The 2,530-nt window shown below is 56.4% G+C and carries 1 rRNA gene; it reads right to left on the reverse strand.

What is annotated here, in order from left to right:
• Positions 1 to 59 precede the first annotated feature (59 nt).
• Positions 60 to 2,530: ribosomal RNA gene (locus C484_RS23850) — 23S ribosomal RNA — on the reverse strand; the annotation flags it as partial.

Here is a 2,530-nt window from a genome sequence, read left to right on the forward strand (position 1 = left end):
ATGTACGTGTAGTCCAGTTTGCGTCCGGACCCGTTCACGAGTCCGATCCAGATGCAGTATGAATGTGTGGCTTGGCCGATTAGTGCTCGCGGGCTCAACGTCTCGTTGCCTCGACGCGTACACCCCGAGTCTATCGATCTTCTCTTCTAGAAGTGGCCTCAGTGGTTCCTCTTTTCCAGGTGGGTTTCGAGCTTAGATGCGTTCAGCTCTTNCCCCGAGTCTATCGATCTTCTCTTCTAGAAGTGGCCTCAGTGGTTCCTCTTTTCCAGGTGGGTTTCGAGCTTAGATGCGTTCAGCTCTTACCCCGTGGTGCGTGGCTACCCGGCACGTGCTCTGTCGAACAGCCGGTACACCAGTGGCACCCATTCGGAGTTCCTCTCGTACTATACGAACGTTCCTGTCAGGAACCTCACACCCCCAATAGATAGCAGCCGACCTGTCTCACGACGGTCTAAACCCAGCTCACGACCTCCTTTAATAGGCGAACAACCTCNGTGACGACTCTGTTATCCCTAAGGTAGCTTTTCTGTCAGCAATTGGCCGCATCAAGCAGCCTAATTGGTTCGCTAGACCACGCTTTCGCGTCAGCGTCCGTCGTTAGGCCGGACACTGTCAGACTTCCGTATGCTCTTGCGCTCTTTCCCGCGTCTCCGACGCGGGTGAGGAAATCTTGGGGCGCGCCCGATATCTTTTCAGGCGCGTACCGCCCCAGTCAAACTGCCCGGCTACCAGTGTCCTCCGCCAGGAGTGAGAGTCGCAGTCACCATCGGGTAGTATTTCAATGCTGCCTCGGTGGCCCGCTAGCGCGGGTACCTGTGTAACGGCTCCTACCTATGCTGCACAATGGCGACCACGTCTCAGTGACAGCCTGCAGTAAAGCTCTATAGGGTCTTCGCTTCCCCTTGGGGGTCTCCAGACTCCGCACTGGAACGTACAGTTCACCGGGCCCAACGTTGGGACAGTGGCGCTCTCNATAGGGTCTTCGCTTCCCCTTGGGGGTCTCCAGACTCCGCACTGGAACGTACAGTTCACCGGGCCCAACGTTGGGACAGTGGCGCTCTCATTGATCCATTCATGCAAGCCGCTACTGAAGCGGCAAGGTACTACGCTACCTTAAGAGGGTCATAGTTACCCCCGCCGTTAACGGGTCCTTCGTCCCATTGTACTGGGTGTTCAGATACCCGCACTGGGCAGGATTCAGTGACCGTACGAGTCCTTGCGGATTTGCGGTCACCTATGTTGTTACTAGACAGTTNTGGGTGTTCAGATACCCGCACTGGGCAGGATTCAGTGACCGTACGAGTCCTTGCGGATTTGCGGTCACCTATGTTGTTACTAGACAGTTGGAGCGCCCGAGTCACTGCGACCTGCCCCATTGCAGGGCAGGCATCCCTTATTGCGAACGTACGGGACTAACTTGCCGAATTCCCTAACGTCGGTTATTCCCGACAGACCTTGGCTTTCGCTGCCACGAGTACCTGTGTCGGATCTCGGTACGGACGGTATGCTCGTCTTTTCACGGGCTCCAGGTTGGCTCGACTTACGCTATCCAGCCATTCGATCGCTTCGTGCCATTACGGCTTCCACGCTCTTCGACTGTTTGACCGGGCGACTGCCCGGTTCGAGCGGCCCCGAAGCGTCAACTTTGATTGCATACCGGCACAGGAATATTAACCTGTTTCCCTGTTGTCTCAGTCGAACTGCGGTGAGACTTAGGACCGGCTAACCCTCAGCTGATTAGCATTGCTGAGGAACCCTTNATTAACCTGTTTCCCTGTTGTCTCAGTCGAACTGCGGTGAGACTTAGGACCGGCTAACCCTCAGCTGATTAGCATTGCTGAGGAACCCTTACTCGTTCGGCCGTCGGGGTTCTCACCCGACTCACGCTGCTACTATGACCAGGATTTTCGTTTCTGAACGGTCCACACGAACTCTCGTTCGCGCTTCCACCCGAACAGAACGCCAACCTACACGGTTGCCCTGTCAGGGGCACGGCCAGGTCTCGGTGGTGGATTTGAGCCCCGATCATTTTGGGCGCCTCAAACCTCGGCCGGTAAGCTGTTACGCTTTTCTTAGAGGGTAGCTGCTTCTAAGCTCCCCTCCCGGCTGTCTGGGGCTTGAGACCACCTTCGATCGCACTTAATCCACACTTGGGGACCTTAACCCGGCGCTGGGTTGTCTCCCTTACGGTACACAGGCTTACCCCGTGCACCGAACTCCCTGCGTCAAACGACGTTCGTAAGTTCGGAGTTGGACAGGGGGGCGCACTCCTCTCGGAGTGCGGTCCCCCAATCCGTAGCTCTACCTCACGAACTATCTCGGCAGAGGTAATGCTTCGACATTTTTCGGTTGGAACCAGCTGTTTCCGGACTCGATGGGCCTTTCCCCCCTAGACATAGATCACGCGAGGGTATTGTAGGACACCAACGCTAACAGGCCTCCACGTGCCTTTCGGCACGCTTCACCTTGTCCATGTCTAGATCGTCCGGTTTCGGGTCGTGCCCGTTTGACTCCCCGCGCTTGAACACGG

The sequence above is a fragment of the Natrialba taiwanensis DSM 12281 genome (genome assembly GCF_000337595.1).
Lineage (GTDB): Archaea > Halobacteriota > Halobacteria > Halobacteriales > Natrialbaceae > Natrialba > Natrialba taiwanensis.